Raw genomic sequence first — 25,285 nt, 5'->3', positions numbered from 1 at the left:
GGCTCAGCTCCGCGCCGCTTCGGGAATGCTCAGCGGGCGGCCGACGCGAGCCTCGATCCGGGCGTACTTCCACAGGCTGTACTGGCCGACCTGCACGGTGCGGAACAGGTTGCAGGCGTCGACCACGGTCTGGTGGCAGTCGACGTCGGCCATGATGTACACGGTCCAGGGCGCGGTGTTGGAGGCGCCGACCATCAGGCGGTCGTCGTCGAGCACGCCGAGCACGTTCATGCCGGGCAGCGCGCCCAGTTCGCCCAGCATCTGGCTGAAGCCCTTCCAGACGCTGATGCCTTCGCCGGTGGGCAGGTCGAAGAAGTTCTGCGTGATGCCGATGCAGAACAGCACGCGCATGGGTTCGGCGGTGGGTCGGGTCATGGTTTGTTGTCCTTGTGGTCGATCAGAGGTAGCCGGGGAACGGCGGCACATCGAGCAGCACGGAGCCTGCGCCGTCGTACATGCCGTCGCTTAAGAAGGCGTGCTGGGTCACCACCATGGCGTCGCGCAGGTAGCGCTGCAGCGGGTGGCGCAGGTAGATGGCGGTGGTGCCGGCCAGGGCGTAGGCGCGCTGCACCACCTCGGCGCCGGCGCGGGACACGTGCACGGCGGACAGGCGCAGCAGGCTGACCTGCTCGGGCGTCACGGCATTGCCGGCGAGGATGGACTCCCAGACCTGCCCTGTGGCGTCGTAGAAGAAGCCGCGCGCGGCGTGCAGCTGCGCCTCGGCCTTGCCCAGCTCGATGCGCACGTAGGCGCGGTCGGCCAGTCTGGGCGCGCCGGTCACGCCGCTGCCGGAGGCCATGCGAGCGATCTCGTCGAGGGCGGCGCGGGCCAGGCCGAGGTTGACCACCGCCAGCACCTGGGCGGCGTAGGCGATGGTCGGGTAGCGGTACAGCGGCTCGTCGATGCTGCTCTGGCCGCCGCGGATGAAGGTCCAGGCGTCGGGCACGAAGACCTTGTCCAGGCGCAGGTCGTGGCTGCCGGTGCCCTTCAGGCCGACCACTTCCCAGTTCTCGACGATCTCCACGTCGCGGGCCCGCAGCAGCGCGGTGCGCGGCTTGCCGCCGGGGCCGCCGAGGCCGATGCCGACGCCGAGCACGTCGGCGCCCTTGCAGCCGCTGGCGAACTTCCAGGTGCCGCTGACGCGCCAGCCGCCTTCCACCTGCTCGGCCGGCTGGATGGGGAACAGGCCGCCGGCGAACACCAGGTCCGGGCCCTCGGCGTACAGCTCGGCCAGGGTCTCGCGCGGCAGCGCGGTGAGGTAGGTGCTGGCGCTGCCGAAGCTGGCCACCCAGCCGGCGGAGCCGTCGGCCTCGGCGATGCGCTCGACCAGGCGCAGGAACTCGGCCGGCGGCAGCGCGTCGCCGCCGAAGCAGCGCGGGGTGGCGGAGCGGTAGATGCCGGCCTCGATGAAGCGCTCGATCATGTCGCGCGGCACGTGGGAGCGGACATCGAACTCGTCGCGGCGCTGGCGGACCTCGTCGAGCACCTGCTCGAACAGGCTGGCACGGCTGGCGAGGGGCGAATTTGTGGCGGCGGCGGCTGAACGCGGCATGGGCGTCTCCCTGTGTTCTTGTGGGCCGGCCGTCCGGTGGGAGCCGGCGGCCGTCGATGGGGCCCAGTGTAGGGAGCGTGCCGAGCGCGCCTCTATTGGGGCGTGCCGCCCGCGCGCTAAAGGAATCCCCTAGTGCCCGCCGGGTTGTTTCCTAGCGCCGACGCGCTAGGCTGCGCGCTATAAAAGCCGTGCCCCGCGTCCGGGAACGCGCATCGCCAAGAGTTGCCCGCCATGTTCCAGCCTGCCGAAACCGACTTCCACGCGCTCATCGAGGCCATGCCGCTGTGCATCCTGCTGCACGACGCGCAGACCAAGGAGATCCTCTGGGCCAACAGCGCCGCGCTGCAGGCCCTGGGCTTCAGCCTGGAGGAACTGGTGCCGCTGAAGGCCCCGGACATGACCAACCCGGCGCCCAAGTACCGCCGCGCCATCGGCCTGCGCTGGCTGGAGGGCGCGGCGCGCACCGGGCAGCGCGCCATCGAGTGGTGCTACCGCTCCAAGCAGGGCGTGGACATCCTTTCCGAGGCGACCGCCACCCTGGTCCATCTGGCCGAGCGCGACGTGCTGATGGTGCAGTTCCGCGACATCTCCAAGGAAGACAAGGTCAAGCGCGAGCTGAAGCGCACCGAGAGCCGGCTGAAGGCCTTCATGCAGGACCTGGCCGAGGGCGTGGCGGTGCTCGGCCCCGACGGCGACATCCGCTTCATCAGCGATTCCGCCCTGGCCCTGCTGGGCGCCGCGGACCGCCGCCACCTGGGGCGCAACTTCCTCGACGCCTGCGACGAGAAATCCCGCCAGCGCCTGCTCCAGCACCTCTCGCGCACGCCACCCAGCCGCGAGCCCTACAGCGTCGGCTACCACCTGCGGCGTTGCGACGGCGACTGGCGCTGGCACCACGCCACCTGCCGCTACATCGAGATCGAGGACGACCTCAAGGGCCACCTGCTGCTGTTCCGCGACGTCAGCGAGCAGGTGCGCGCCGAGGAAGCCCGGCGGCAGAGCGAGCAGAAGCTGGAATACCTGGCGCGCTACAACGCCATGGGCGAGATGGCCGTGGCCATCGCCCACGAGCTGAGCCAGCCGCTGGCGGCCACGCGCAACTTCATCGAGGGCTCGGTGATCCGCCTCGGCCAGCAGGGCGCGGTCGAGCCGAACGTGGCCTGGGGCCTGGACAGCGCGGTGCGGCAGATCGAGCACGCCTCGGAGATCATCAAGAGCGTGCGCGAGTACGTGGTGCGCCTGGAGCAGGCCGAGCAGTGCGTCGACCTCAACGAGCTGCTGGCCGACGCCCGCTATTTCATCGACCTAAAGGGCCAGCCGGCCGGCGTGCGCCTGGAGCTGGCGCCCTGCGCCGAGGCGCTGCCGGTGAGCTGCGAGAAGGTGCTGATCGGCCAGGTGATCCTCAACCTGGCCTTCAACGCCATCGAGGAGATGGCCGAGCTGCCCGCCGAGCGCCGCCGGCTGCGCATCCACACCCGCCGCGAGGGCGACAGCGCCCTGCTCTGCGTCGAGGACCGCGGCCGCGGCATCGACGCCGGCGCGCGGGAGCGGCTGTTCGACGGCTTCTTCAGCTCCAAGGTCAGCGGCAACGGCATTGGCCTGGCGCTGTGCCGCAACATCGTCTCGCGCCACCGCGGCGACATCTGGGCGCAGAACGTCGAGCCCCACGGCGCCATGTTCTGCATCGCCCTGCCCTGCGTGAGGCCCGCCGACCAACGGTAGGGCGCGCCGCGCGAACCCCGCCGATGCTTGCCCTGGCACGCCGGCACAAGCCCTGTCAGGGACAGACAAGGGCTTGGCACGCAGAACAAGGCAGCAGCGGGCAACGCCGGGCAGACTAGGGCTGCAGTCTTCTGTCCACACCGGTCCGCGGTCCGACCATCCAATAAAATCGAGGGAGCCACCCCCCATGCGAATAACCAGGATCCTTGCTCGTACCACGCTGGCGCTAGGCGTCTCGCTGGCCGCCGTCGGCGGCGCATTCGCCGACCTGCCGCCGGAGACCGTCGGCCAGACGACCCTGCCGTTCCCGCCGGACCCGCACCGCGCCTACGTCGTCGACGTGGAGTTCGACAGCTTCGTGACCGGCCGCGTGACCGTGGTGGACCCGGCGCAGAAGAAGATGCTCGGCATGGTCAGCACCGGCTTCGCCGCGCCCTCGACCCTCAGCCACGACCAGCACACCCTGTACACCGCCGACCTGTACTACTCGCGCGGCACCCGCGGCACCCGCACCGACGTGCTGACCGCCTGGGACACCTCCACCCTGTCGCCGTCCTGGGAAGTGGTGATCCCCAGCAAGCGCTCCGAGTCCCTGACCCAGCGCTACGGCCTGGCGGTCAGCGGCGACGACCGCTTCGCCTACGTCTACAACTTCACCCCGTCCACCTCGGTTACCGTGGTCGACACCCAGGCCAAGGCGGTGACCGCCGAGATCGCCATCCCCGGCTGCGTGCTCAACTACCCGGTGGGCAAGCGCGCCTTCGCCTCGCTGTGCGGCGACGGCAGCGTGCAGCTGGTGACCCTCGGCGAAGACGGCAAGGAAACCGCCCGCAGCCGCACACCGTTCTTCGACCCGAACAAGGAGAAGCTGGTGGAGCGCGCCATCAATGATGGCGAGACCTACTACTTCACCACCACCGAGGGCGTCATCCACGCCATCGACTTTTCCGGCAAGCAGCCCAAGGTGCTGCCGAGCTGGTCGCTGGTCACCGACGCCGAGCGCAAGGCCGGCTGGGCCCCGGGCGGCTGGCAGGAACTGGCTCTGGCGCCGAAGCTGAACCGCCTGTACGTGCTGATGCACGACCAGCACGAGCCGATGAAGTGGGAAGACCCGAGCACCGACATCTGGGTCTACGATCTGAAGACGCAGAAGAAGATCGGCACCCTCAGCGCCCCGGCCCCGGTCTGGAGCATGACCGCCACCAGCGACGACGCCCCGCTGCTGTACGGCGCCAACGTCGAAGGCGGCCTGGAGATCTTCGACCTGAAGGCCGGCAAGCACACCGGCACCGTGGAAAAGATCGCCAAGACCGCCACCCAGGTCCTGACCCACTGACAGAGGCACGACCATGCAAGCCGATCCCATCTACGTGATCGCCGGCGCCGTCTCGGTGGCGGTGATCCTGGCCAGCGCCGCCAGCCACAAGTGGCGCGCGCCGGGGCGCTTCGCGCGGCAGCTGGAGGATTACCAGCTGCTGCCGCAGGCCCTGCTCAAGCCCGCCGCCCGCGTGTTGCCGCTGCTGGAAGGCGCCGTCGCCTTCGCCCTGCTGGTGCCGGCCAGCCGTTCGCTGGCGGCCCTGGCCGCCGCCGCGCTGCTGGCGCTGTACGCCGCGGCCATCGGCGTCAACCTGTGGCGCGGCCGCCGCGACATCGACTGCGGCTGCGCCGGGCCCGACCAGGCCCAGCCGCTGCGCCCGGTGCTGCTGGCGCGCAACGCCGTGCTCATCGCCCTGGCCCTGCTCGCCAGCCTGCAGCCGCAGGCCCGCGAGCTGGGCCTGTTCGACGGCTTCGTGACGCTGGCCGCCAGCGCCGTCGCCCTGCTCCTCTACGTCTCCGCCGACGGCCTGCTGGCCAACGGCCCCCGTCTGCTCAAACTCATTGGAAGGTGAACCATGGAAGCCATGATCGTTTCCAACATCCTGCTCTGGTGCCTGCTGCTGGCACTGGCATTCGTCGTCATGGGCCTGGTGCGCCAGATCGGCGTGCTGCACGGGCGCATCGCCCCGGCCGGCGCGCTGATGGTCGACAAGGGCGTCGCCGTGAATGAACCGGCCCCGCAGGTCACCGCCGCCGACCGCCACGGCCGCCCGGTGAACTTCGGCTACGCCGGCGAGAAGGCCCAACTGCTGTTCTTCCTCTCGCCCACCTGCCCGATCTGCAAGTCGCTGCTGCCGGCGATCAAGTCCATCGCCAAGGAACAGGCGCAGCGCCTGGACGTGGTCTTCGTCAGCGACGGCGAGCCGGCCGCGCAGCAGGCGCTGATCGCCGAGCACAAGCTCGAAGGCGCCACCTACGTGGTCGGCCCGGAAGTGGGCATGACCTACCAGATCGGCAAGCTGCCCTACGCGGCGCTGATCGACCGGAACGGCATCCTCCGCGCCAAGGGCCTGGTCAACTCCCGCGAGCACCTGGACAGCCTGTTCGAGGCCGAGCACCTGGGCAGCGCCACCCTGCAGCAGTACCTGCAGGCCCAGCAGCCTCAGGTTCACAGCCACGAGCCCGGCCACGCGCACTCGCACAGCGCCCACTGAACAATAAAAAGGGATAACCGATGAAATTCCTCGACCAGCTCTTCGAGCGCTCCTCCCGTCGCATCGCCGACACCACTTCGCGGCGCAAGCTGCTCTCGCGCATGGGTTCGCTGCTGGTGGCCGGCGCCGCCCTGCCGGTGCTGCTGCCCATCGACCGCACCGGCAAGGCCCTGGCCGCCGACAAGCCGATGGCCGGCGACCCGGGCGACCCCAACAGCTGCGACTACTGGCGCTACTGCTCCATCGACGGCTTCCTCTGCTCCTGCTGCGGCGGCAGCGTGTCCAGCTGCCCGCCGGGCACCGAGGTGTCCCAGGTAGCCTGGGTGGGCACCTGCCACAACCCGGCCGACGGCAAGAACTACATCATTTCCTATAACGACTGCTGCGGTAAGCACAGCTGCAACCAGTGCGCCTGCACCCGCAACGACAGCGAGGAGCCGGCCTACCGTCCGTTCAACAACAACGACGTGAACTGGTGCCTGGCGGCCAAGTCGCACATCTACCACTGCACCGTCTCGGTCATCCGCGGCGTCGCGGTATAAGGCAGATGAAGCGCTCGCTGCCGACCCTCGCGCTGCTGTGCCTGCTGGCCGCCTCGGCGGCCCAGGCCCGCAGCATCCCCGACCCGCACCAGAAACACGCGCCGGGCAACGAGGCGCCGCAGACGCCGATCGCCGAGGCCGGCTACAGCAACGCCACCAACTACCAGCTGCAGTGCGCGGGCTGCCACCTGTCCAACGGCGCCGGCTCCAAGGCCAACGACGTGCCGAGGATGCTCGGCTTCGTCGGCAACTTCCTCAAGGTCGAGGGCGGCCGCCAGTTCCTGGTGCGGGTGCCGGGCATGTCGATGTCGGCGCTCAACGACGCGCAACTGGCGGACATGCTCAACTGGCTGCTGCGCAAGGACGGCATGGCCGGCAACAGCATGCCGGCCAGCTACCAGCCCTACACCGCGGAAGAAGTGGCGGGGATTCGCCACGAAACCATGCTCAACCTGCCGGGAACCCGCGCCCAGCTGATCGCCCAGATGCGCAAGCAGGGCATCGCCATCGAGGATGGCATGGGCGACTGAAAGACTCCTTTGGTTCCGCTTCGGCCCGCCGTATGGCGGGCTTTTTTTGGGTCGGCTTTTCGTAGGAGCGAGGGGGACGCCTAGTTCTTGCTCGCGAACCGTGCTCGCCGGCAGCCATGGTGTTTCCGGTTGACTCCGAACCCTCTCCCCAGCCCTCTCCCTGAAGGGAGAGGGGGCCAGTCCGTGCCGAGATGAGGAATGGTTTCAGCTGGAAACCGCCGTGCTTGCCGGCTGACTCGGGAAAACCAGACTGCGCCGAACGGTCCCCTCTCCCTTCAGGGAGAGGGTTAGGGAGAGGGCGCTCTCAACCCCTGCACCAGCGCAACCGGCAAACTCCGTTCGCGAGCAAGCTCGCTCCTACAAAAAAACCAAGCCCCCTGCTCTACCGCAAGCCTTTACGCGCCAAGCGTGAAACCTCCCCCAACGGCGTGCGACAATGCCTGCATTTTGCGGAACCCATGCTGCTGGAGAACCTATGCAGATCCTCGATAATCAGAACGACCTCGCGGGCTACCTCGGCCAACAGCGCGACAAGAAGATCACGGTCGTCACCGCCTTCGCCGCCGGCACCGAACCCCTGGTGGAAAGCCTGCGCGCCAACGGCAACCGTCTGGACATAGTGGTCGGGACCATCAACTCCTTCACCTCGCCGGACTTCATCGAGTACTGCATCGGCGAAGGCGGCGACGACCTGGCCCTGTCCGTCGACTTCCGCTACCAGAAGAGCATCCACTGGAAGCTCTACCTGATCGAGCCGGACGTGGTCATCCTCGGCAGCGCCAACTTCACCGAACTGGGCGTCGGCCTGTCCCGCGACAACGCCGTGGTCATCCAGGACGCCGCGCTCTACCAGCAGCACCTGGCCCGCGTCGAACAGCTGAAGGCCACCGAAGGCGTGCTGCCCAGCACCCAGACCGAGGCCTTCGACGAGGCCCTGGAAACCTACCGCCGGAACCACCGCCGCATGCAGGCGGGCCTGGCGCGCACCGCGCAGTACCTGGACGGCGAGAGCTGGCTGGGCGAGGAGTCCAACCAGAGCATCCCGCTGTTCATCTGGTACAGCGACCACTCCGAGGACTCCGAGACCACCGCCGAGGGCTTCCTGCGCGCCAGCAGCGGCGTGGACTGGGACGACGTGCGCGAGTTCTTCACCTACGAATGCGCCGAGGGCGCCCTGCCCTACGAGGAAGGCGACGTGGTGCTGACCGCGCGCTGCAACGGCTCGCACATCGGCTTCTACACCTTCGACCGCATCCTCTACCGCGACGGCACCTACTACATCTATTCCTACCGCAAGAAGCGCTACCCGGCGCCGTTCAACCTGGACGACACCAAGGAAGGCCTGAAGGACGTCATCCCGCGCTGGTACGAGGAAGGCCGCACCGAGATGAACCGGGCGGACATCCTGCGCTTCATGATCTGAAGCCCCTCCCCGCGCCCTGCGAAAACGCCGCGAACGGTTCCCCGTCGCGGCGTTTTTCATTTGCGCGCCCGCATTCCGTGAAGCCGGGCGTAGGCGGCACCATCTTGAGGCCGCGGCGCCCGACTTCCGTGCACTTCTTCCCTACTCCACCTTGCTCCCCGACCAACGCAATGGCCGTGCCCTCGCGCCACGCGGGCCGTGCCGACCAGCGACACCCCTGTATCCAAAATTCCTGACGACCTGGCCAGGTTCTTGCTTCGCTCCGGACGGCGTGCAGGCGGTCGCTTGCGCATTTCTCGGAAGATTATTTTCTCTTTCGAATCAGATAGTTCAGATTGTCGAACAAGATTTTGTATACAAGGTAGTAGCCAAACAGGAACAACCGTGTTTACAGTGCTCGGCACAACAAAAACAAGCGAGTCCTCCAGCCATGAATGACCGTTCAGCTGTAGCGTCTTCCAGCTCCCGCCCGGAAGACGAGAACCTCGGTGTCGGCGCCAACCTGGCGTACGGCCTGCAACACGTTCTGACCATGTATGGCGGCATCGTCGCCGTGCCGCTGATCCTCGGCCAGGCCGCCGGCCTGTCGCCCGCCGAGATCGGCACCCTGATCGCCGCGTCGCTGTTCGCCGGCGGCCTGGCCACGCTGCTGCAGACCCTCGGCCTGCCCTTCTTCGGCAGCCAGCTGCCGCTGGTGCAGGGCGTGTCCTTCGCCGGGGTGGCGACCATGCTCGCCATCCTCACCACCGGCTACGAGGGCGGCGGCATCCCCGCGGTGCTGGGGGCGGTGATGGCGGCCTCGGCCATCGGCCTGCTGATCACCCCGGTGTTCTCGCGCATCACCAAGTTCTTCCCGCCGCTGGTCACCGGCGTGGTCATCACCACCATCGGCCTGACGCTGATGCCGGTGGCCGCGCGCTGGGCCATGGGCGGCAACCCCAAGGCGGCGGAATTCGGCAGCACGGCGAACATCGGCCTGGCCGCGGTGACCCTGGTCATCGTGCTGCTGCTGAGCAAGCTGGGCAGCGCCGCCATCTCGCGCCTGTCGATCCTGCTGGCCATGGTAATCGGTACCGGCATCGCCTACGCCCTGGGCATGACCGACTTCTCCAAGGTCGCCGAAGGCCCGATGCTGGCCATGCCGGAAATCTTCCACTTCGGCATGCCGACCTTCCACCTGGCGGCGATCATCTCCATGTGCATCGTGATCCTGGTGACCCTGGTGGAAACCTCGGCGGACATCCTCGCCGTGGGCGAGATCATCGGCACCAAGGTGGACTCCAAGCGCCTGGGCAACGGCCTGCGCGCCGACATGCTGTCGAGCATCCTGGCGCCGATCTTCGGCTCCTTCACCCAGAGCGCCTTCGCCCAGAACGTCGGCCTGGTGGCGGTGACCGGCGTGAAGAGCCGCTACGTGGTGGCCACCGGCGGGCTGATCCTGGTGACCCTCGGCCTGCTGCCGGTGGTCGGCCGGGTGGTGGCCGCGGTGCCCCCGGCGGTGCTCGGCGGCGCCGGCCTGGTGCTGTTCGGCACCGTGGCGGCCAGCGGCATCCGCACCCTGTCGAAGGTGGACTACCACAACAACATGAACCTGGTGATAGTCGCCACCGCCCTGGGCTTCGGCATGCTGCCGATCGCGGCGCCGAACTTCTACCACAACTTCCCCGGCTGGGTGGAAACCATCTTCCACTCCGGCATCAGCTCCTCGGCGATCATGGCCATCGCCCTGAACCTGCTGTTCAACCACTTCAAGACCGGCAACTCGGACCAGCAGTCGGTGTTCGTCGCCGCCGAGGAACGCACCCTGCGCTACCGCGACATCGCCGCGCTGAACGAGGGCGACTACTTCCTCAACGGCAGGCTGCACGACAAGGACGGCAACGAGGTGCCGGTGATCGACGAGGAGCACGAGCACGCCGAGCACGCGCCGCCAAGGACGGTGAAGGCTGCGGCGCATTGATGACGAAGAGCGCCCTCTCCCCAACCCTCTCCCGCAAGCGGGAGAGGGGGCTGTCCTGAGGGGCCGGGGAGTTCAGAGTCATCCTGATCCCTAACAGCACCGTAGGGCGTAACCGTTCGCGGTTATACGCCCTACGCCGCCTCGCGCTGCTCCGGCTCCAGCAGGCCGATGAAGGCGCGCAATGCCGGGGTGTCGGTGCCGCGGCGCCAGAACAGCCAGGTGGTGGCTTCAGCGTGGCTGGGGGCCAGGTGGTGGATGGTCACGTTGCGCCCGCCGGCCAGGCTGTCGAACATCGCCTTGGGGATGATCGCCACCCCGCCGCCGGCGGCTATGCAGGCCAGCATGCCGTGGTAGGACTCCATCTCCATGATCTTGCCCGGCACCACGCGCTGCTCGGCGAACCAGCCTTCCAGGCGCTTGCGGTAGGAGCAGGTGTCGCGGAAGGCGAACACCGTCTCCCCCGCCACGTCGCGGGCGTCGCGCACCGGCGGGTGGCCCTGGGCGCTCATCAGCACCAGTTCCTCCTGGAACACCGGGCGGCCGTCCAGCTGCGGGTGGTTGGCCGGGCCGTCGGCGAAGGCGGCGATGAAACGCCCGGAGAGCACGCCGTCGATCATCTCGCCCGACGGACCGGTGGAGAGGTCCAGCTGCACCTTGGGGAAGCGCTGGTGGTAGCGCGCCAGCAGCTCGGGGATGCGCACCGCCGCGGTGCTTTCCATCGAACCCAGGGAGAAGCTGCCGTGGGGTTCGGCGCCGCTGGCCACCTGGCGCGCCTCTTCCACCAGGTCGAGGATGCGCTCGGCGTAGTCGAGGAAGCTGCGCCCGGTGGGCGACAGGCGCAGGCGCGACTTCTCGCGGATGAACAGCTCGGCGCCCAGCTCGCTTTCCAGCTGCTTGATGCGCGTGGTCAGGTTCGACGGCACGCGGTGCAGGCGGCCCGCGGCGGCGGTGATGCTGCCGTCCTGGGCGACGGCGCGGAAGAACTCCAGTTGGGTCAGGTCCATGTTTCTCTCCGGGAGAATGATCCTTTCTTAATTATTCATTTGTCATGAATGAAGCGCCACCTTACTTTCTTCCCCATGCCGGCGCCAGTGACGCCGCCGGACAACCGACGCCGCCGACCGACGGCGGCCAGCCCCACCTGCCGTGCAAGGACCTTCCATGAACCAGATCGCCGCCATCCCCGCTGCCATCTCGCGCAGCCCCGCCACCGGCCAGGAACTGGCCCGCTACCCCTTCGAGGACGCCGCCCAGCTGGAAAGCACCCTGGCCCGCAGCGACGCCGCCTTCCGCCAGTGGCGCGAAACCCCGGTGGCCGAGCGCGTCGCCGTGCTGCGCAGGATGGCCGAGGTGCTGCGCGCCAACGTCGAGCCCATGGCCCGCATGGAAGCCCGGGAAATGGGCATGCCGGTCACCCAGGCGCGCGGCGAGATCAACAAGTGCGCCAACCTCTGCGACTGGTACGCCGAGCACGGCCCGGCCATGCTGGAAGACGAGAAGACCAGCATCGAAGGCGCGTACATCTCCTACCTGCCGCTGGGCCCGGTGCTGGCCGTGATGCCGTGGAACTTCCCCACCTGGCAGGTCATGCGTGGCGCGGTGAGCATCATCCTCGGCGGCAACACCTACGTGCTCAAGCACGCACCGAACGTCATGGGCTGCGCCTACCAGTTGCGCGATGCCTGGCTGCAGGCCGGCCTGCCCGAAGGCGTGTTCGAGGTGCTGAACGTGGAGCCGCCGCTGGTCTCCAAGGCCATCGCCGATGAGCGCATCGCCTCCATCGCCGTGACCGGCAGCGTGGGCGCCGGCGCGGCCATCGCCTCCCAGGCCGGCGCCGCGCTGAAGAAGTGCGTGCTGGAGCTGGGCGGTTCCGACGCCTTCATCGTGCTGGCCGACGCCGACCTGGACGCCGCCGTGAAAGCTGCCGTGGCCAGCCGCTTCGGCAACTGCGGCCAGGTGTGCATCGCCGCCAAGCGCATGATCGTCGAAGAATCCATCGCCCCGGCCTTCACCGAGAAGCTGCTGGCCGCGGTCAAGGCGCTGAAGATCGGCGACCCGCTGGCGGACGACACCTTCGTCGGCCCCATGGCCCGTTTCGACCTGCGCGACGAACTGCACGGCCAGGTGCAACAGGCCATCGCCGACGGCGCCAGCCTGCTGCTGGGCGGCCACAAGCTAGAAGGCGAAGGCAACTACTACGCGCCGACCGTGCTGGCCGACGTGAAGCCGGGCAACACCGCCTTCGCCAAGGAAATCTTCGGCCCGGTGGCTTCGGTGATAGTCGCGCGCGACGCCGAGCACGCCCTGGAACTGGCCAACGACAGCGAGTTCGGCCTGTCCGGCGCCATCTGGAGCGCCGACAAGGCCAAGGCCCAGCACATGGCGCGGCGCCTGGTCAGCGGCGGCGTGTTCATCAACGGCTTCTCCGCCTCCGACCCGCGCGTGCCGATCGGCGGCGTGAAGAAGAGCGGTTTCGGCCGCGAGCTGTCGCACTTCGGCCTGCGCGAGTTCCTCAACCCGCAGACCGTCTGGATCGACCGCAAGTAAAGCTATAGCCTTGGCTTTCAGCCCGCGCCGCTCTCCTGGACGCGGGCGTTGCACGCCCCGGCATGGTGCCGGGGCGTCGCCATTTCAGGAGGTCCCATGATCGAGCTGTACTACTGGCCCACCCCCAACGGCCACAAGATCGCCCTGTTCCTCGAAGAGGCGGGGCTCGACTACCGCATCCACCCCGTCGATATCAGCGCCGGCGACCAGTTCAAGCCGGAGTTCCTCGCCTTCTCGCCGAACAACCGCATGCCCGCCATCATCGACAGCGCCCCGGCGGACGGCGGCGAGCCGATCAGCGTGTTCGAATCCGGCGCCATCCTCGTCTACCTCGCGGAAAAGACCGGCCAGTTCATGCCGGCCGACGTGCGCGGGCGCAAGACGGTGCTGGAATGGCTGTTCTGGCAGGTCGGCGGGCTGGGCCCGATGGCCGGGCAGAACCACCACTTCGTGCAGTACGCGCCGGAAAAGCTGCCCTATGCCATGCAGCGCTACGTCAACGAGACCAACCGCCTGTACGGCGTGATGGACAAGCGCCTGGCGAAAGTGCCCTACCTCGCCGGCGAGCAGTACAGCATCGCCGACATGGCCAGCTATCCCTGGGTGGTGCCCTGGCAGCGCCAGCAGCAGGACCTGGACGATTTCCCCCACCTCAAGCGCTGGTTCGAAGGCATAGCGGCGCGGCCGGCGACCGTGCGCGCCTACGAGAAGGGCCAGGCGTATTCGTCGCGGCCGTCGGTGACCGAGGAAGGCAAGAAGATCCTCTTCGGGCAGACCGCGGCCAGTGTGAGCAAGGGCTGACGCAGAGGTGCTTTCGTAGGATGGGTTGAGCCTGCGAAACCCATGCGGCCGTGGCGATGGGTATCGCTTCGCTCAACGCCATCCTACGGGTGTGGACCGAGGCATTGGTGTTTCCGGCCAACGGCGGACAACCGCGAACGGTTATGCGATGTACGTCCCTGCGCCGAGACGCTCTTCGTAGGATGGGTTGAGCCTGCGAAACCCATGCGGGCGGGGTGATGGGTATCGCTTCGCTCAACGCCATCCTACGGGTGTGTGGACCGGGGCATCGGTGTACCGGCCAGCGGCGGATAACCGCGAACGGTTATGCGATGTACTCCCTGCGCCGAGACGCTCTTCGTAGGATGGGTTGAGCTTGCGAAACCCATGCAGGCGGGGTGATGGGTATCGCTTCGCTCAACGCCATCCTACGGGGGTGTGGACCGGGGCATCGGTGTACCGGCCAACGGCGGATAACCGCGAACGGTTATGCGCCCTACGTCCCTACGCCTAGGCGCTCTTCGTAGGATGGGTTGAGCTTGCGAAACCCATGCGGCTGTGGCGATGGGTATCGCTTCGCTCAACGCCATCCTACGGGTGTATGGGAGCCCGCCGATCACACCCGAAACTGCCCCATCAACCCCTGCTGGTGATTCGCCAGGTCGTTCAGCGACTGGCTGATCTGCGCCGACTCCTGGGCCTGGCCGGACAGCGATTCGGTCACGTCGCGGATGCCCGCCACGTTGCGGTTGATCTCCTCGGCCACCGCGCTCTGTTCCTCGGCGGCGCTGGCGATCTGCAGGTTCATGTCGTTGATCACCCCCACCGCCTCGCCGATGCGCTGCAGCGCGGCCACCGCCTGCTCGACCTGGCTGACGCTGCCCTGGGCCTGCTGGTGGCTGCTGTGCATGGCGGTGACCACTTCGCGGGTGCCGTTCTGCAGGCCTTCGATCACCTGGCGGATTTCCTCCACCGAGTCCTGGGTGCGCTTGGCCAGGTTGCGCACTTCGTCGGCCACCACCGCGAAGCCACGGCCGGCCTCGCCGGCGCGGGCCGCTTCGATGGCGGCGTTGAGGGCCAGCAGGTTGGTCTGCTCGGCGATGGCGCGGATCACTTCCAGCACCGAGCCGATCTGCTCGCTGCTGGCGGCCAGGCCTTCGACCTGGGTCATCGCCTGGCTCATGTCGCGGGCCAGTTCGTCGATGGCGCGGGTGGTCTGGTCGATCACCGCCAGGCCGTCGCGGGTGGCGCCGTCGGCACCGCGGGCGGCGTCGGCGGCCATGGCCGCGCTGTTGGCCACGTCGTGGGCGGTGGCGCTCATTTCCTGGGAGGCGGTGGCCACCTGCTCGATCTCGCGGAACTGCTGCTGCATGCCGGCGCTGGTCTGGGTCGACAGCGCGGCGGACTGGTCGGCGGTGGCGCGGGCGTCCTGCACCGAGGATTTCACGTCGCGGATGATCGGCTGCAGCTTGTCGAGGAAGCGGTTGAACCAGCCGGCCAGCTCGCCCAGTTCGTCCTGGCCCTGGTACTTCAGGCGCTGGGTCAGGTCGCCCTCGCCGCTGGCGATGTCGCGCAGCATGCCGGCCACGCCGAGGATCGGGCGCGTCACGCCGCGGGCGGTCAGCCACAGCAGGACCAGCACCACCAGCGCCAGGCCGACGCCGAAGGCGGTTTCCCAGAGCGCGCCGCTGAGGTTGCGCGCATCCAGCTCGCCCTGCAGCTTCAGCGACGGCTCCAGCAGCACCGCGCGCGGCACTTCCAGCAGCACGCCCCAGTTCTTCGAATCAGGGATGGCCTGCAGCGGCTCGACCACCTGCAGCCTGTCCTCGCCCATCAGCGCCCTGGGCGTGCCGGCGGCCTGCACGGCGAGCAGTTCGGCGGCGTTGGCCAGGGACTTGCCCAGCGGCTGGCCGAGCTGATTGGCGTCCTGGCTGTCGCCAGCCAGCAGCCCGGCCGGGCTGAGGATGCGGATGGCGCCCTGGCCGTCGTAGAGCGCGCGGTCGCCGTCCAGGGCCAGCTGCTGCAGGCGGCTCAGGCTGATGTCGGCGCCGACCACGGCCAGCAGCTTGCCGTTCTCCATCAGCGGGAACACCACGGTGGTCATCAGCACGCGCTGGCCGGAGGCGTCGTCGAAGTACGGGTTGAGCACGCAGGGCCGCAGGTTCTGCTTCGGGCACTGGTACCAGGTGTTGAACGGGGTGCCGTCGAGCATCGCGGTGGTGTCGGCGATCATCGCCTCGGTCACCGCCAGGCTGCTGTCGCCACTGGCCTTCTGCGCCCAGTAGGCGCCGAAGCGGCCCTTCTCGTTGCTGCCCAGGGCTTCCTGGCCGACGAAGCGGGCGTCCTGGCCGTCGAGGGCCTCGGGCTCGAACACCACGTAGAGGCTGAGCAGCGTCGGGTTGGACTTCAGGCCGTCGTGCACCAGCTTCACCAGGTCTTCGCGCAGCACCTGCGCATCGACGCCGTGCCGGGCGCTCTGGGCGCGCAGCTGGGCGACCTGGCGGCTGAACTGGTCGCCGAAGTGGTAGACGTCGGTGAAGAAGCGCTGGATGGTCTCCGCCTGCTGCTCGGCCCGCGCCTGCATGCGCGCCTGGGCCGCGTCCTCGAGCATCTGAGCGTTGGCCGTCTTCACCAGTTGCAGGTTGTGGTTCATGCGCAGCAGCGAGCTGCCCACCAGCAAGGCCACGGTGCACAGCAGGCAGAGGCCGGCCAGCAGGGTGATCTTCCACTGGATCGAAAGGCGCGTCAGGAACATGGGCGGAGGTCCTTGGAACGTGGGAGTGCCCCAGGCTATCGGCCTGGCGGGGGATTTCTGGAGGCGTTGGGCCAGTCGTTTTCCTGCTGCATCAGCGCGCGGTACTGGCCGGGGGTGGAGCCGGTCCACTTGCGGAAGGCCTTGTAGAAGGCGCTGGTGTCGGCGAAGCCGAGTTCCTCGGCCAGTTCGGCGAAGTTGCCTTCGCCGGCGTCCAGGCGGGCGATGGCCAGGTCGCGGCGCAGCTGGTCCTTCAGCGCCTGGTACGACTGGCCCTCGGCGGCGAGCTTGCGGCGCAGCGTCGAGGATGCCATGTAGAAGTGGCTGCCCAGCGCCTCCAGGTCCGGCCAGCGCTCGCAGCGCTGGCTGCGCAGGTAGGCCTTGATGCGCGCCGCCAGGCTCTGCGGGTCGCGGTAGCGCACCAGGATGTTGGCCGGGGCGCCGACCAGGAAGCGCCGCAGCTCGCGCTCGTCGCGGCGCACCGGCAGGGCCAGGGCCTCGGCGTTGAACAGCAGGCGCGTCTGCCGGCGGGCGAAGCGCAGGTTGTCGCTGAACATCACCCGGTAGTCCTCGATGTAGTCCGGCTGCGGGCTGCGCAGGTCGATGGCGAGGATGGGGATGCGCCGGCCCACCAGCCAGCAGGCCAGGCCGTGGACCATCAGGTACAGGGTGAAGTAGCAGAAGGCCCGCTGCGGCGGCGCCGCGCCCTCGTCGAGCTGGATGGCGGCCACCCCGTCCTGGCTCACCAGGCGCGGCTGCAGGCCGTCGAAGACCAGGCCGAGGAAGGCCAGCGCGCGCTCCAGCGCGGCCTCCAGGGTCGCTTCGTGGATCGCCGTGCGGGCCATGAAGTTGAAGCTGCCGGACTTCATCCGCCGCGGATTCATGGCGAAGAATTCGTCGTCCAGCGCCTTCGCCAGGCGCAGCCAGAGCCGCGAATAGGCCTGGATCGGCACCCGCGCGTAGGGCTTGCCGACGAGTTCGCCGGCGATGCCCGCCGCGGCCAGCAGCGCGGACGCGTCGAGGCCCTGGCGAACGGGTTCGGCCAGGGCCTCGTTGACCAGGCGGATGGAGATGGTGCCCTTCTCTACCGGCATGGCGCCTCGCGTCCGTCAGCCACGCAGTTCCTCGATGCTGATCTCGCGCATGCGGAACTTCTGGATCTTGCCGGTCACCGTCATCGGGAACTCGTCGCAGAAGCGGAAGTAGCGCGGCACCTTGAAGTGGGCGATGCGCGCCTTGCAGAAGGCCCGCAGTTCCTCCTCGTCGACGCCGTGGCCGGGGTGGAACTTGACCCAGGCCACCAGCTCCTCGCCGTACTTGTCGTCGGGAATGCCGATCACCTGGGCGTCGGCCACGGCGTGGTGGGTGTAGAGGAATTCCTCGATCTCGCGCGGGTAGATGTTCTCGCCGCCGCGGATGATCATGTCCTTGCTGCGCCCGACGATGCGCACGTTGCCCGCCTCGTCCATCACCGCCAGGTCGCCGGTGAGCATCCAGCGCGCCGGGCTGATGGCCTCGGCCGTGGCCTGGGGGTTGTTCCAGTAGCCGAGCATCACGCTGTAGCCGCGGGTGCACAGCTCGCCGATGGTGCCGCGCGGGACGATGCGGCCGTCGCCGTCGATGATCTTGCTCTCCAGCTGCGGCTGGGTGCGGCCGACGGTGGTCACGCGGATTTCCAGCTCGTCGTCCGGGCCGGTCTGCAGCGACACCGGGCTGGTCTCGGTCATGCCGTAGGCGATCTGCACCTCGGCCATGTGCATTTCATTGATGACCCGGCGCATCACCTCGATCGGGCAGGTGGCGCCGGCCATGATCCCGGTGCGCAGGCTGGACAGGTCGAATTCGGCGCGGCGCGGGTGGTCCAGCTCGGCGATGAACATGGTGGGCACGCCGTACAGCGCGGTGGCGCGTTCCTCGGCCACGGCAGCGAGGGTCGCTTCCGGCTCGAAGCTGGGCGCCGGGTAGATCATGGTGGCGCCGTGGGTCATGCAGCCGAGGTTGCCCATCACCATGCCGAAACAGTGGTACAGCGGCACCGGGATCACCAGGCGGTCGTGCTCGGTGAGGCCGATGCTCTCGCCGACCATGTAGCCGTTGTTGAGGATGTTGTAGTGGCTGAGGGTGGCGCCCTTGGGGAAGCCGGTGGTGCCGGAGGTGTACTGGATGTTGATCGGCTCGTCGAACTGCAGCAGCGCCTGGCGCTGCGCCAGCTCCTCGGCGGATACCGAGGCGCCTATGCCTTCCAGCTGGTCCCAGCGGAGGAACCCGGCCGGGGCCTGGGCGGCCAGGCTGACCACCCCGCTCAGCTCCGGCAGGCGCGCGCTGTTCAGCTCGCCCGGGCGGCAGTCGCGCAGCTCCGGCAGCAGCTCGGCGAGCATGCCGTGGTAGTCGGAGGTCTTGAAGGCGTCGGCGCACACCAGCCAGCGGCAGCCGGACTGCTTCAGCGCGTACTCCAGCTCGTTGGCGCGGTAGGCCGGGTTGATGTTGACCAGCACGGCGCCGATCTTGGCGCTGGCGAACTGGGTGATGCACCACTGCGCGCAGTTCGGCGCCCAGATGCCAAGGCGGTCGCCCTGGCGCAGGCCCAGGGCGAGGAAGGCGCGGGCCGTGGCGTTCACCGCCTCGGCCAGCTGGGCCCAGGTGTAGCGCAGGTTCTGGTGCCGCACCACCAGCGCCTCGCGGTCGGCGAAGCGGCTGGCGGTGTCGTCGAAGGCAGCGCCTATGGTCATGGCCAGCAGCGGCTTGTCCTGGCGGCCACGGGTATAGCTCGGGTGGTTCATGGCGTTCCCTTGTTGTGCTTGTTCTGGGACTGGACTCACGACCGGGCCCACAGGCATGGGCATGACCGGCCGCTCGGCGGCTCGCGGAGCATCTTTACGTTAACGTAAAGGTAAACGCAAGCCCGCGATCCGCCTCGTTCTCTACAGCTTAGCCAGTCAAGCTTCATGCCACAGAATCAGAACACCTTGAGAATCAGATACTTGGAATAATCCGACAGCCGACACCCAGGCGCGGGATTCGCATTTCGCAACACTTGGCGAGACACTTTCTCATTCCCGCCGCTGCGCTTTCAAAGTGATACACGCACTTGTGCATGCAAGCCCTTGAAATTCTTTCCCCTGGCCCGCTGCCAGGCTGATGCACGCTCACCGGTCATGGATTAGAATTCTGGGAAATTGCCTACATGGATGTAGCCCCTCCCACTTGTGCGAATCACATCCATGAACACTCGTCGTTCGATCCTGGGCCTTTTCTTCACCTGTACCTTTGCCCTCGCCCTGCCCTCCCTCGCCGCCAGCAAGGCGGAAGTCACTCCCAGCCAGTTGGTCCTGGCCTCCGGCAGCGCCCTGGTGGTGGACCTGAACTCCGACAAGGTCGTGTATTCCAGCAACCCCGACATGGTCCGCCCGATCGCCTCGGTGACCAAGCTGATGACCGCCATGGTGGTGCTCGACGCCAAGCTGCCGCTGGACGAGCAGATAGACGTGGACATCTCCGAGACCGCCGAGATGAAGGGCGTGTTCTCCCGCGTGCACCTGGGCAGCCGCATCGACCGCCGGCAGATGCTGCTGCTGGCGCTGATGTCCTCGGAAAACCGCGCCGCCGCCAGCCTGGCCCACCACTACCCGGGCGGCAGCGTGGCCTTCGTCAAGGCGATGAACGCCAAGGCGAAGTCCCTGGGCATGCTGCACACCCACTACGTCGAGCCCACCGGCCTGTCGATCGACAACACTTCCACCGCCCATGACCTGATCCGCCTGGTCAAGGCCGCCTACCAGTACCCGCTGATCCGCGAGCTGAGCACCACCGCGACCAAGGATGCGCGCTTCAGCCACCCGAACTACGCGCTGAGCTTCTTCAACACCAACCCGCTGGTGCGCGCCGGCAAGTGGGACATCCGCCTGACCAAGACCGGCTTCACCAACCAGGCCGGGCATTGCCTGGTGATGGTCACGGTGATGAACGGCCGCCCGGTGGCCCTGGCCCTGCTCGACGCCTTCGGCAAGCGCACCCACGTGGCCGACGCCGCGCGCATCCGCCGCTGGGTGGAAACCGGCAAGGCCTCGCCGGTGCCGGCGGTGGCGCTGCGTTACAAGCAGGCGAAGCAGACGCAGGGGATGCAGGCGGCGGAGTGATGGTGTTTCCCGGGGGTTTGGGTGTTCGGGATTGAGAGCGCCCTCTCCCTAACCCTCTCCCTGAAGGGAGAGGGGACCGTTCGGAGTATGTTGGTGTTTCGGCGTTAGCCGGCTAGCACAGAGACTGCCGGCTGAAACCTGGCCTTCTCTCGGCACGGACTAGCCCCCTCTCCCTTCAGGGCGGGGCGCGCAGCCGAGGGCTGGGGAGAGGGTTACGGGCTCCCTCGCCACACCAGAGCCCAACCCATACTCCGCCCTTCCCTACTGACCCACCTCCCACATCCCGGTACAGTGCCCGCTCAAAGCCCCCCAAGCACCAGGCCGCCCATGCACGACAACTCCCCCCTCACGGACTACCAGAGCGTCCGCCAGCTGGCGATCCGCTCGCTGTTCGAGATCTTCGAGCAGTTCAGCGAGGGCACCGTGATCGTCGACCGCGACGCCAATATCGTCTGGATCAACCAGCGCTATGCCCAGCGCTTCGGCCTGGACGAGGCCGAGCAGGCCGTCGGCCGGCCAGTGGAGAGCGTGATCCCCGGCAGCCTGATGCGCGAGGTGGTGCGCAGTGGCCGGCCGATGCTGCTGGACATCCTCGACATGCCGCGCGACCCGCTGGTGGTGATGCGCATGCCGATCCGCGACGATGCCGGGCAGGTCATCGGCGCCATCGGCTTCGCCCTGTTCGACGAGCTGCGCTCGCTGTCGCCGCTGCTCAGCCGCTACCAGCGCATGCGCCAGGAGCTGGCCTCCACCCGCTCGCTGCTGCAGGCGCGCCAAGCCAAGTACAGCCTGGCGCACTTCATCGGCAACGGCAGCGCCAGCCTGGAGGTCAAGCGCCGCGCCCGCCGCGCCGCCACCAGCGAGGCGCCGGTGCTGCTGCTGGGCGAGACCGGCACCGGCAAGGAGCTGCTCGCCCACGCCATCCACAGCGCCTCGGCGCGGGCCGGCAAGGCCTTCGTCAGCATCAACGCCGCGGCCATTCCGGAAACCCTGCTGGAGGCGGAATTCTTCGGCACCGCGCCGGGCGCCTTCACCGGCGCCGACCGCAAGGGCCGCCCGGGCAAGCTGCAGATCGCCCAGGGCGGCACCCTGTTCCTCGACGAGATCGGCGACATGCCCCTGCCGCTGCAGAGCAAGCTGCTGCGCGTGCTGCAGGAAAAGGAATTCGAGCCGGTAGGCTCCAACGAAGTGCTGCGCAGCGACGTGCGGCTGATCGCGGCCACCTCCATCGACCTGGACAAGGCCGTGCGCGAGGGCCGCTTCCGCGCCGACCTGTACTACCGCATCAACGTGGTACCCATCGGGATACCGCCGCTGCGCGAGCGCCTGGAGGACCTGCCGGCGCTGTGCGAGGCGATCCTCGACGACCTGCGCGAGGACAACCACGCCCTCTACGAGCTGGACGCCGACGCCCTCGCCCTGCTGCGCCGCCACGCCTGGCCGGGCAACGTGCGCGAGTTGCGCAACCTGCTGGAGCGCACCGTGCTGCTCAACGACCGGGCGCAACTGGACGCCCAGGCCCTGCGCGCCGCCCTCGGCCCGCTGCAGGCGCCGCCGGCGCAAACGGACGGCAACCGCGCCAGCCTGGCCGAGGGCCAGGACTTCTACGCCGCGCGCGAAGCCTTCGAACGCGAGCTGATCGGCAACGTGCTGGCCGAACAGGCCGGCAACGTCGAGGCGGCCGCGCGGCGCCTGGGGCTGGGCCGCTCGACGCTGTACAAGAAGATGGCCGCCCTGGGCCTTTCGTCCTGAAATAGAGACTTTTCTATATTCAGAGACAACCCGGATTCCACGCGCCTTCAGGTACATGGCAACCGTCTTTGTCCACGAATGGAGACAAAGCCCGGCGCACGCTTTCCGCAAACCAAAATAAATCCCTTTAAAATCAACTAGTTAAACATCTGGCACGGTTCTCGCTATCCGGCCCGAGCGGCCATCCGCCGCACGCCGACATAACAACAACCAACGCCGTCCGCGCACGAACGTTACCCACGGGGCCCACGGCCCGCCCCGGTTCGCCGCCGCGCCGCGCCAGGAGTACTAGCAAACATGAGCAGAACCCCGCTCAACCATGCCGTCGCCCTCGCCACCCTGGGCTCCACCCTCGGCATCGCGCTCCCCGTCCAGGCCGATTTCCTCGCCGACAGCAAGGCCAGCCTCGAACTGCGCAACTTCTACTTCAACCGTGATTTCCGCCAGGACGCCGCGCCCCAGTCGAAACAGGAGGAATGGGCGCAGGGCTTCCTGCTGCGCTACGAATCCGGCTTCACCGAGGGGACCATAGGCGTGGGCGTCGACGCCATCGGCCTGCTGGGCGTGAAGCTCGACTCCAGCCCCGACCGCGCCGGCTCCGGCCTGCTGCCGCGCGATCGCGAGAAGGTCCACGGCGCCCAGGACGACTACAGCGAGCTGGGCCTGACCGCCAAGCTGCGCGCCTCCCACAGCGTGCTCAAGGTCGGCACCCTGCTGCCCAAGCTGCCCAGCGTGCTGGCCAACGACTCGCGCCTGCTGCCGCAGACCTTCCAGGGCGCGCACCTGAATTCCGCCGAATTCGCCGGCCTGACCTTCGACGCCGGCCGCCTGCGCCAGGTCAGCCAGCGCGATTCCTCCGACAGCGAGGACATGACGCTCACCACCGGCAACGCCCGCGGCATCGTCGCCAGCGCCGACAGCGACCGCTTCGACTTCGCCGGCCTGAGCTACAAATGGACGCCGCAGCTGACCACCGGCTACAACTACGCCAGGCTCGACGGCCTGTACGACCAGCACATCGTCAACCTGCTGCACGTGCTGCCCATCGCCGAAGGCCAATCGCTGAAGACCGACCTGCGCTTCGCCCGCTCCAAGGACGACGGCCACAGCAACGTCGACAACCGCGCCTTCGGCGCCATGCTCACCTACAGCCTCGGCGGCCATGCCTTCGGCGCCGGCTACCAGGTCATGAACGGCGACACCGGCTTCGCCTACATCGGCGGCACCGACGCCTTCCTGGTCAACTTCGTGCAGATCGGCGACTTCGCCAACCGCGACGAGAAGTCCTGGCAGCTACGCTACGACTATGACTTCGCCGCCCTGGGCGTGCCCGGCCTGACCTTCATGACGCGCTACCTGTTCGGCGACGACATCGAGCTGGGCGCCGGCAAGCCGGAGGGCAAGGAGTGGGAGCGCAACACGGACATCGGCTACGTGGTGCAGAGCGGCCCGCTGAAGAACTTCGGCGTCAAATGGCGCAACGCTACCGTGCGTTCCAGCCACTTCGGCAACGACCTGGACGAGAACCGGCTGATCCTCAGCTACGTGCTGCCGCTCTGGTAATCGCCGGCATTCGCGCCACCATCACAATAATCATGCGCGGCCACGGCGCCGCGCGGCTCCAGGAGAACTGCCCATGAGCGTGGTCATCGCCCTCGCCGCCCTCGCCCTGCTGATGCTGGCCGCCTACCGCGGCTACAGCGTCATCCTCTTCGCCCCTATCGCGGCGCTGCTCGCCGTGCTCCTCACCGACCCGTCGGCGGTGGCGCCGGCCTTCACCGGCGTGTTCATGGAGAAGATGGTCGGCTTCGTCAAACTCTACTTCCCGGTGTTCCTGCTCGGCGCCGTGTTCGGCAAGCTCATCGAGCTGTCGGGCTTCTCGCGCTCCATAGTCGCGGCGGCCATCCGCCTGCTCGGCACCCGCCAGGCCATGCTGGTGATAGTGCTGGTGTGCGCCCTGCTCACCTACGGCGGCGTGTCGCTGTTCGTGGTGGTGTTCGCGGTGTACCCCTTCGCCGCCGAGATGTTCCGCCAGAGCGACATCCCCAAGCGGCTGATCCCGGCGACCATCGCCCTGGGCGCCTTCAGCTTCACCATGGACGCCCTGCCCGGCACCCCGCAGATCCAGAACATCATCCCCACCGCCTTCTTCGGCACCAACGGCTGGGCCGCGCCCTGGCTGGGGCTGATCGGCAGCCTGTTCGTGTTCTTCGTCGGCATGCTGTTCCTGCGCCGCCAGGCCGGACGCGCCCGCGCCGCCGGCGAGGGCTACGGCCACGAGCTGCGCAACGAGCCGGAAACCGCCAGCGACATCGCCCTGCCCCACCCGCTGCTGGCGCTGTCGCCGCTGGTGCTGGTGGGCGTGGCCAACCTGCTGTTCACCCACTGGATTCCGCAGCTCTACGGCAAGACTCACAGCCTGCAGCTGGCCGGCATGGCCGCGCCGGTGGCCAGCGACGTGAGCAAGCTCACCGGCATCTGGGCGGTGCAGGCGGCGCTGCTGCTGGGCATCCTGCTGGTACTGGTCAGCAGCTACCGGGCGATCCGCAGCCGCCTCGCCGAAGGCAGCAAGACCGCGGTGTCCGGCGCCCTGCTGGCGGCCATGAACACCGCCTCGGAATACGGCTTCGGCGCGGTCATCGCCTCGCTGCCGGGCTTCCTGGTGCTGGCCGATGCGCTCAAGAGCATCCCCAACCCGCTGGTCAACGAAGCCATCACCGTCACCACCCTGGCCGGCATCACCGGCTCGGCCTCCGGCGGCATGAGCATCGCCCTGGCGGCCATGTCCGAGCAGTTCATCGCCGCCGCCCACGCCGCCAACATCCCCCTGGAGGTGCTGCACCGCGTCGCCGCCATGGCCAGCGGCGGGATGGACACGCTGCCGCACAACGGCGCGGTCATCACCCTGCTGGCGGTCACCGGGCTGACCCACCGCGAGGCCTACAAGGACATTTTCGCCATCACCCTGATCAAGACCCTGGCGGTCTTCGTGGTGATCGCTACCTTCTACGCAACCGGCATCGTTTGATGCCGAGCACCACCCGGCGGCCCGCTGGGG

General features: G+C 68.1%; 20 protein-coding genes. 14 read left to right on the top strand and 6 right to left on the bottom strand.

From position 1 onward, the window contains the following. Nucleotides 1-3 precede the first annotated feature (3 nt). Both PM1_RS14485 and PM1_RS14480 read right to left on the bottom strand, forming a co-directional pair. Nucleotides 4-375, bottom strand: coding sequence for a hypothetical protein (locus tag PM1_RS14485; RefSeq protein WP_009622212.1), 372 nt, complete (start codon nt 373-375; stop codon nt 4-6). A 22-nt stretch (nt 376-397) separates the two neighbouring features. Beyond that, entirely contained in the window at nt 398-1,552 is a 1,155-nt protein-coding gene (locus tag PM1_RS14480) for an acyl-CoA dehydrogenase family protein (RefSeq protein ID WP_009622213.1), read from the bottom strand. A 231-nt stretch (nt 1,553-1,783) separates the two neighbouring features. On the opposite strand from PM1_RS14480, the gene PM1_RS14475 reads away from it, so the two are divergent. The 8 genes from PM1_RS14475 (at nt 1,784) to PM1_RS14440 (ending at nt 10,260) form a co-directional block, all read left to right on the top strand. Beyond that, nucleotides 1,784-3,274, top strand: a complete 1,491-nt coding sequence (locus tag PM1_RS14475) for a sensor histidine kinase (protein WP_009622214.1) — start codon at nt 1,784-1,786, stop codon at nt 3,272-3,274. A 187-nt stretch (nt 3,275-3,461) separates the two neighbouring features. Continuing rightward, entirely contained in the window at nt 3,462-4,610 is a 1,149-nt protein-coding gene (locus PM1_RS14470) for an amine dehydrogenase large subunit (RefSeq protein WP_009622215.1), read from the top strand. 13 nt (nt 4,611-4,623) lie between these two features. Then, nucleotides 4,624-5,163 carry a MauE/DoxX family redox-associated membrane protein gene (locus PM1_RS14465; RefSeq protein WP_009622216.1) on the top strand — a complete coding sequence of 180 codons (540 nt, stop codon included), beginning with the start codon at nt 4,624-4,626 and terminating at the stop codon, nt 5,161-5,163. Between the two features lie 3 nt (nt 5,164-5,166). Further along, nucleotides 5,167-5,805 (top strand): methylamine dehydrogenase accessory protein MauD, encoded by a 639-nt coding sequence (gene mauD / locus PM1_RS14460; protein WP_009622217.1) that lies wholly within the window; start codon nt 5,167-5,169, stop codon nt 5,803-5,805. Between the two features lie 20 nt (nt 5,806-5,825). Continuing rightward, nucleotides 5,826-6,347 (top strand): methylamine dehydrogenase light chain, encoded by a 522-nt coding sequence (locus PM1_RS14455; protein WP_009622218.1) that lies wholly within the window; start codon nt 5,826-5,828, stop codon nt 6,345-6,347. A 5-nt stretch (nt 6,348-6,352) separates the two neighbouring features. Further along, on the top strand, nt 6,353-6,877 hold the full coding sequence (locus PM1_RS14450; RefSeq protein ID WP_009622219.1) for a hypothetical protein: 525 nt from the start codon (nt 6,353-6,355) through the stop codon (nt 6,875-6,877). Between the two features lie 475 nt (nt 6,878-7,352). Continuing rightward, nucleotides 7,353-8,300, top strand: a complete 948-nt coding sequence (locus PM1_RS14445) for a phospholipase D family protein (protein ID WP_009622220.1) — start codon at nt 7,353-7,355, stop codon at nt 8,298-8,300. Between the two features lie 430 nt (nt 8,301-8,730). Then, on the top strand, nt 8,731-10,260 hold the full coding sequence (locus PM1_RS14440) for a nucleobase:cation symporter-2 family protein (protein ID WP_009622222.1): 1,530 nt from the start codon (nt 8,731-8,733) through the stop codon (nt 10,258-10,260). A 131-nt stretch (nt 10,261-10,391) separates the two neighbouring features. On the opposite strand, the gene ptrR is transcribed toward PM1_RS14440, so the two are convergent. Then, nucleotides 10,392-11,264: a putrescine utilization regulator PtrR gene (ptrR, locus tag PM1_RS14435; RefSeq protein ID WP_009622223.1), complete on the bottom strand. Its 873-nt coding sequence runs from the start codon at nt 11,262-11,264 to the stop codon at nt 10,392-10,394. A gap of 157 nt (nt 11,265-11,421) precedes the next feature. Between ptrR and PM1_RS14430 the strand changes: the two genes are divergently transcribed. Together PM1_RS14430 and PM1_RS14425 are read left to right on the top strand one after the other, a co-directional pair. After that, complete coding sequence (locus tag PM1_RS14430; protein ID WP_009622224.1) at nt 11,422-12,807, top strand: NAD-dependent succinate-semialdehyde dehydrogenase; 1,386 nt, start codon at nt 11,422-11,424, stop codon at nt 12,805-12,807. Nucleotides 12,808-12,903: 96 nt separating this feature from the next. Continuing rightward, on the top strand, nt 12,904-13,608 hold the full coding sequence (locus PM1_RS14425) for a glutathione binding-like protein (RefSeq protein ID WP_009622225.1): 705 nt from the start codon (nt 12,904-12,906) through the stop codon (nt 13,606-13,608). Nucleotides 13,609-14,203: 595 nt separating this feature from the next. Here PM1_RS14425 and PM1_RS14420 read toward each other — a convergent pair. The 3 genes from PM1_RS14420 to PM1_RS14410 are packed head-to-tail and all read right to left on the bottom strand — an operon-like array spanning nt 14,204 to nt 19,119. Further along, nucleotides 14,204-16,342 carry a methyl-accepting chemotaxis protein gene (locus tag PM1_RS14420; RefSeq protein ID WP_009622226.1) on the bottom strand — a complete coding sequence of 713 codons (2,139 nt, stop codon included), beginning with the start codon at nt 16,340-16,342 and terminating at the stop codon, nt 14,204-14,206. A 35-nt stretch (nt 16,343-16,377) separates the two neighbouring features. Continuing rightward, on the bottom strand, nt 16,378-17,433 hold the full coding sequence (locus PM1_RS14415; RefSeq protein WP_009622228.1) for an AraC family transcriptional regulator: 1,056 nt from the start codon (nt 17,431-17,433) through the stop codon (nt 16,378-16,380). A 15-nt stretch (nt 17,434-17,448) separates the two neighbouring features. Further along, entirely contained in the window at nt 17,449-19,119 is a 1,671-nt protein-coding gene (locus tag PM1_RS14410) for an AMP-binding protein (RefSeq protein WP_009622229.1), read from the bottom strand. Nucleotides 19,120-19,560: 441 nt separating this feature from the next. On the opposite strand from PM1_RS14410, the gene pbpG reads away from it, so the two are divergent. The 4 genes from pbpG to PM1_RS14390 all read left to right on the top strand — a co-directional run bounded on the left by pbpG (nt 19,561) and on the right by PM1_RS14390 (nt 25,255). Next, entirely contained in the window at nt 19,561-20,475 is a 915-nt protein-coding gene (pbpG, locus tag PM1_RS14405; RefSeq protein ID WP_009622230.1) for a D-alanyl-D-alanine endopeptidase, read from the top strand. Nucleotides 20,476-20,802: 327 nt separating this feature from the next. Next, nucleotides 20,803-22,227: a sigma-54 interaction domain-containing protein gene (locus PM1_RS14400; RefSeq protein ID WP_009622231.1), complete on the top strand. Its 1,425-nt coding sequence runs from the start codon at nt 20,803-20,805 to the stop codon at nt 22,225-22,227. Between the two features lie 297 nt (nt 22,228-22,524). Further along, on the top strand, nt 22,525-23,790 hold the full coding sequence (locus tag PM1_RS14395) for an OprD family porin (protein ID WP_009622232.1): 1,266 nt from the start codon (nt 22,525-22,527) through the stop codon (nt 23,788-23,790). A 73-nt stretch (nt 23,791-23,863) separates the two neighbouring features. After that, nucleotides 23,864-25,255, top strand: a complete 1,392-nt coding sequence (locus tag PM1_RS14390) for a GntP family permease (protein WP_009622233.1) — start codon at nt 23,864-23,866, stop codon at nt 25,253-25,255. Nucleotides 25,256-25,285: the final 30 nt, after the last annotated feature.

Origin of the sequence: Pseudomonas sp. M1, from assembly GCF_022760135.1 — a bacterium.
In the GTDB taxonomy this organism is placed as follows: domain Bacteria; phylum Pseudomonadota; class Gammaproteobacteria; order Pseudomonadales; family Pseudomonadaceae; genus Pseudomonas; species Pseudomonas citronellolis.
This window is presented reverse-complemented; position numbering and strand designations above follow the sequence as displayed.

Excerpts from the sequence above, each read along its gene's own strand:
- PM1_RS14485 (WP_009622212.1), bottom strand. The coding sequence starts at position 375 with ATGACCCGACCCACCGCCGAACCCATGCGCGTGCTGTTCTGCATCGGC.
- PM1_RS14480 (WP_009622213.1), bottom strand. The coding sequence starts at position 1,552 with ATGCCGCGTTCAGCCGCCGCCGCCACAAATTCGCCCCTCGCCAGCCGT.
- PM1_RS14475 (WP_009622214.1), top strand. The coding sequence starts at position 1,784 with ATGTTCCAGCCTGCCGAAACCGACTTCCACGCGCTCATCGAGGCCATG.
- PM1_RS14470 (WP_009622215.1), top strand. The coding sequence starts at position 3,462 with ATGCGAATAACCAGGATCCTTGCTCGTACCACGCTGGCGCTAGGCGTC.
- PM1_RS14465 (WP_009622216.1), top strand. The coding sequence starts at position 4,624 with ATGCAAGCCGATCCCATCTACGTGATCGCCGGCGCCGTCTCGGTGGCG.
- mauD (WP_009622217.1), top strand. The coding sequence starts at position 5,167 with ATGGAAGCCATGATCGTTTCCAACATCCTGCTCTGGTGCCTGCTGCTG.
- PM1_RS14455 (WP_009622218.1), top strand. The coding sequence starts at position 5,826 with ATGAAATTCCTCGACCAGCTCTTCGAGCGCTCCTCCCGTCGCATCGCC.
- PM1_RS14450 (WP_009622219.1), top strand. The coding sequence starts at position 6,353 with ATGAAGCGCTCGCTGCCGACCCTCGCGCTGCTGTGCCTGCTGGCCGCC.
- PM1_RS14445 (WP_009622220.1), top strand. The coding sequence starts at position 7,353 with ATGCAGATCCTCGATAATCAGAACGACCTCGCGGGCTACCTCGGCCAA.
- PM1_RS14440 (WP_009622222.1), top strand. The coding sequence starts at position 8,731 with ATGAATGACCGTTCAGCTGTAGCGTCTTCCAGCTCCCGCCCGGAAGAC.
- ptrR (WP_009622223.1), bottom strand. The coding sequence starts at position 11,264 with ATGGACCTGACCCAACTGGAGTTCTTCCGCGCCGTCGCCCAGGACGGC.
- PM1_RS14430 (WP_009622224.1), top strand. The coding sequence starts at position 11,422 with ATGAACCAGATCGCCGCCATCCCCGCTGCCATCTCGCGCAGCCCCGCC.
- PM1_RS14425 (WP_009622225.1), top strand. The coding sequence starts at position 12,904 with ATGATCGAGCTGTACTACTGGCCCACCCCCAACGGCCACAAGATCGCC.
- PM1_RS14420 (WP_009622226.1), bottom strand. The coding sequence starts at position 16,342 with ATGTTCCTGACGCGCCTTTCGATCCAGTGGAAGATCACCCTGCTGGCC.
- PM1_RS14415 (WP_009622228.1), bottom strand. The coding sequence starts at position 17,433 with ATGCCGGTAGAGAAGGGCACCATCTCCATCCGCCTGGTCAACGAGGCC.
- PM1_RS14410 (WP_009622229.1), bottom strand. The coding sequence starts at position 19,119 with ATGAACCACCCGAGCTATACCCGTGGCCGCCAGGACAAGCCGCTGCTG.
- pbpG (WP_009622230.1), top strand. The coding sequence starts at position 19,561 with ATGAACACTCGTCGTTCGATCCTGGGCCTTTTCTTCACCTGTACCTTT.
- PM1_RS14400 (WP_009622231.1), top strand. The coding sequence starts at position 20,803 with ATGCACGACAACTCCCCCCTCACGGACTACCAGAGCGTCCGCCAGCTG.
- PM1_RS14395 (WP_009622232.1), top strand. The coding sequence starts at position 22,525 with ATGAGCAGAACCCCGCTCAACCATGCCGTCGCCCTCGCCACCCTGGGC.
- PM1_RS14390 (WP_009622233.1), top strand. The coding sequence starts at position 23,864 with ATGAGCGTGGTCATCGCCCTCGCCGCCCTCGCCCTGCTGATGCTGGCC.